Raw genomic sequence first — 3,465 nt, forward strand, 5'->3', positions numbered from 1 at the left:
GTGCCGATCGAGGTCAGAATGGTTCATCGTCGGGGCGGTGGATTGCGGCGAAGGCGGCGCAGTTGTTCTTCGTGTTTGGTGACGGTGGCGGCGAGCGCCTCGACCACGGTGCGAAGGTGCGCGACCTCGGTGGCGAGACCGGTCAGGGTGCGGGCGTTCGGTTTGTCGGGTGCGGTGTTCATCGACGACGGCGCGCAGTTGCTTGTCCCGGTAGAGCGTCGCCCGGCCGATCTGGGCCTGTTCGGCGACGGCGGTGAAGGTGATCGGCTGTCCCGTGGTGGCGAGTTCGACGCAGATCCGTTCGACCCTGACCAGGGCGTTCTCGCTCATGCGGTCTCCGATTGCGCGATGAGCGCGTCGAGTCGGGAGACGAGGGTGCGGTGCCGCTTCGCCTCGTCGATCCATCCGCGCTTTTCCGCATCTTCGGCGAGATCGTGAGCGTCCACGCGCTGTGCAGCGAGTACTCCGAGGTGGGTGGCGTCGGTGTGGAAGCTCGGGCAGTGCTCGCAGATGTTTGCGTATGGGCAAGAGCCTTGCGCGGGTGCCCGCAGGCAGTAGCCGCCGGCCAGGCGCGATTTGATCGCCGGTGCGTCCTTCCATCCGCCGTCGGTGATGTCGGTGATCGGGAGCTGGGTTCGGCCGGTGGGCATCGGCCCGGTGTGGCTTTTCGCCAGGTTCAGGGCGCGTTCGTATTCGGTGCGCACGGTGCTGTCGAAGAGGTGCGCGTAACGCAGACTCATTTGGCTCGAGACGTGTCCGAGAAGTGCCATCAGTGCTTGCAGGGATACCCCGGCGTTAATGAGTGCGGTGGCGTAGGTGTGTCGGAGTTGGTGCGGGGTGACGTGCCCAAGTCCTGCCGTCTCGGCGGCTCGGTTCAGTTCACTGCGAACTGCATTCTGGGAGAGTCGCTTTCCATGGTGGGTGAATAGGAAATCGGCGGGTGCGCCGGTGCGGGGGTGGCGCATGGGTCGGCCGGGTGAGCGGGTGGCGGTGATGCGATCGACGAGGGTGAGGACTTCCTCGTCTAGGGGAATCATGCGTTCGGAGTCGAGTTTGCCGAGGGGGACCTTCAGCCAGGATCCCTGGCCGGGTATTTCGTGGATGCAGTCGAGTTCGAGGTCGAGGAGTTCACCGATCCGCAGCCCGCATGCCCGCTGCACCAACAGTGCATCGGCTGCGAGTCGGTAGGGCGAGTCCGACAGTGCCGCCGTGAGTTTGCGGTCCGCATCGACGGGTAGGTATCGAGGGAGGAAGCGTTGCGCCCGTGGGAGGTCGGTGCGGAAGATCAGTCGCCGGGCGGGTGCGTCATCCCAGCCCCATTCAGTGATATCGGCGAGAAAATTCCCGACCGCATGCACGCGCCTGATTCGGTCCGCGACGGTGATCGGTTCACCGGTGACGGTGTTGACGGTGGTGGTCAGTGAAGCGATGAACGGTTCGATGTGTCGGCGCCCGGTCCAGCGCGGACAGCGATGCGATGTCGGGGTCGATGGCGGTGAGGTATCGGCCGAAGTGCGCCAATCTCGTGGCGAGGCTGCTGACCGTCTTGGCCACGCAGGTGGCGCGTTTGCGTTGCAGGTAGGCCACGAACGCCGGGCGCAGCGTCGCGGGGACGTCGGCCATCCGCTCGTCGAGGGTGAGCGGCGTGACTGCCGGTTGAGCTTCGCTGTCGAGGATCCCGAGGTGAAAGAGAGTCTGCCGCGCGCTGTGGGTGGTGCTCCGGTAGTGCCTCGCACCTCGGCCGGTGCGCATCTGGCGAATATCGCACGCGTTCAACAGGTCCTGCAGATCGCTCTCGCGTAGATCGGCCAGGGGGCGGCCGGTCTGAATCAGCAGCCTCGCGATGATTTGCGACCCGATGGCCGATGCGACGCGCTGGGTGAATCCCAATTCCAATGCTGCGGAGATGAACTGATTCAGGTCCGGTTCGAGGCAACTGTCGGTTAGTTCGTGCCAGAGGCTCGCGAGTTTGCGGTTGAGGAGGTAGTCGTAACCCGGTTGCAGCCGCCGGCTGACCATCAGGAAGGTGATGAACGGACGGGTCGAGCAGTTCGCGGCCAATCGTGTGTCGAGGGGCAGGTCGGCCCACTGCTGGACCTGGGGCCAGCGCCGCAGGAAGGATCGGGCGGCTTGGGTGTAGGCGGTGTTGCCGCGACGGCGCCGCTTGAGGTGGACCAGGTAGGCGGCGTAGATGTCCGCCGGACTCTCAGGTTCGGGCGCGTAGTCGTGTGCGGGCCGCATCGTATTCCGCCTTGACATGTGTTGGTGCCAAATGGATGTACCGGGCTGTGGTGTCGACGTGCGCGTGCCCGAGCAGTGCTTGCATCACTGCCAGATCCACACCGGCTTCGGCCATCGCGGTGCCGAAGGTATGACGGAGTGCGTGCGGGTGCCCGGCGGGCACTCCAGCTTTGAGCCGGTGATAGCGGAAGATGGTGCGCAGCCCGGCCGCCGTCAATGGCTGGCCTCTGTTCGGGCCTTTGGCGACGAGGAACAAGCGAGTGCTCGAGGACTCCGGTCGCTCGGTGAGCAGATACGTTTGGATCAGCCCTGCCACCTCCACATCGAGTGGCACCCGGCGTTCCTTCGCGCCTTTTCCGAGCACTCGTATCCAACGGGCGCCGATGTCAACGTCGATAACGTCGAGGGTCAGTAGTTCGCCGGATCTCAACCCGGACAGCAACATCAGACCGGCGAGGGATCGGTCCCGCCACGTCCGCAGGCTGGAGAGCAGGTCGGCTGTTTCTCGGCGATCCAGGGACCGTGGTAGTCGGCGCGGCTCCCGCAAGCGTAGAACCGATCGGCGTTTCGGTCGCACCAGGTGTCCGAGTAGACCGCTGCGCTCCTCGGCGCTGACTCTGCGGGCTTCCCGTCCGCTGGGCATCGGGTTGCGCAGGTCGGGTTCGCGCAGCGTGCGGAAGGTGAACAGCCCGGTCAGGGCGGCGAGCCGGTGGTTGATGGTGGTCGCCGAGTAATGGTCGAGGCGCTTGCCGGTCATCGACAGCACGTTCGCGGGGCGTCCTTCGATCGAGGTCTCGCGGCAATGCCGCATGAAGTCCAATACCGTGTTGGTGCTGACCGATTCGAGGACGTAGTTCCGGGATTCGAGCCAGCGGCAGAATGCGAGCAGATCGTAGCCGTAGGCGCGCAGGGTACGTGGTGAATAGTTTCGGTCGGCGAGGTAGCGGAGGTATTGGTTGACCAGCGGGTAGTTGTCGGCATTGGGCCCGGACAACATCCAGGCGACGTCGGTGCCGGCCTCCAGACGCAGCGTGTGCTGATTCGTCATGAGACAGGTGTAACGCCACCGTCGATGGGGGTCAAGTATTTCCGTGGACGGCGTGTCGATTCATGGGTAACGATCCGGTGGATTAGCCGGTTAACAGGCATGCCCCCACCTTCCCCATAGAACCTTGTAAACCATTGCAAGCCAACAACTCTACGAACATTCCGGAACGAAATTGG

At 64.4% G+C, this 3,465-nt stretch carries 4 protein-coding genes; all 4 read right to left on the reverse strand.

Annotated elements, in window-relative coordinates:
* Positions 1-23 precede the first annotated feature (23 nt).
* Positions 24-182, reverse strand: coding sequence for a hypothetical protein (locus HGB39_RS39475; protein WP_005563554.1), 159 nt, complete (start codon positions 180-182; stop codon positions 24-26).
* Positions 183-326: 144 nt separating this feature from the next.
* A complete protein-coding gene (locus HGB39_RS39480) occupies positions 327-1,358 on the reverse strand; it encodes a tyrosine-type recombinase/integrase (protein ID WP_267204536.1) in 1,032 nt (343 codons plus the stop codon).
* A gap of 31 nt (positions 1,359-1,389) precedes the next feature.
* Positions 1,390-2,241, reverse strand: a complete 852-nt coding sequence (locus HGB39_RS39485; protein WP_247607633.1) for a hypothetical protein — start codon at positions 2,239-2,241, stop codon at positions 1,390-1,392.
* Positions 2,207-3,289 (reverse strand): tyrosine-type recombinase/integrase, encoded by a 1,083-nt coding sequence (locus HGB39_RS37800; RefSeq protein ID WP_043790179.1) that lies wholly within the window; start codon positions 3,287-3,289, stop codon positions 2,207-2,209. Before HGB39_RS37800 ends, HGB39_RS39485 begins: the two co-directional genes overlap by 35 nt.
* Positions 3,290-3,465: the final 176 nt, after the last annotated feature.

This window comes from Rhodococcus opacus (assembly GCF_012396235.1).
Classification (GTDB): domain Bacteria; phylum Actinomycetota; class Actinomycetes; order Mycobacteriales; family Mycobacteriaceae; genus Rhodococcus_F; species Rhodococcus_F opacus.

What these genes read in the sequence shown, in the direction of transcription:
- HGB39_RS39475 (WP_005563554.1), bottom strand. Translation starts at nt 182, where the DNA reads ATGAACACCGCACCCGACAAACCGAACGCCCGCACCCTGACCGGTCTC.
- HGB39_RS39485 (WP_247607633.1), bottom strand. Translation starts at nt 2,241, where the DNA reads ATGCGGCCCGCACACGACTACGCGCCCGAACCTGAGAGTCCGGCGGAC.
- HGB39_RS37800 (WP_043790179.1), bottom strand. Translation starts at nt 3,289, where the DNA reads ATGACGAATCAGCACACGCTGCGTCTGGAGGCCGGCACCGACGTCGCC.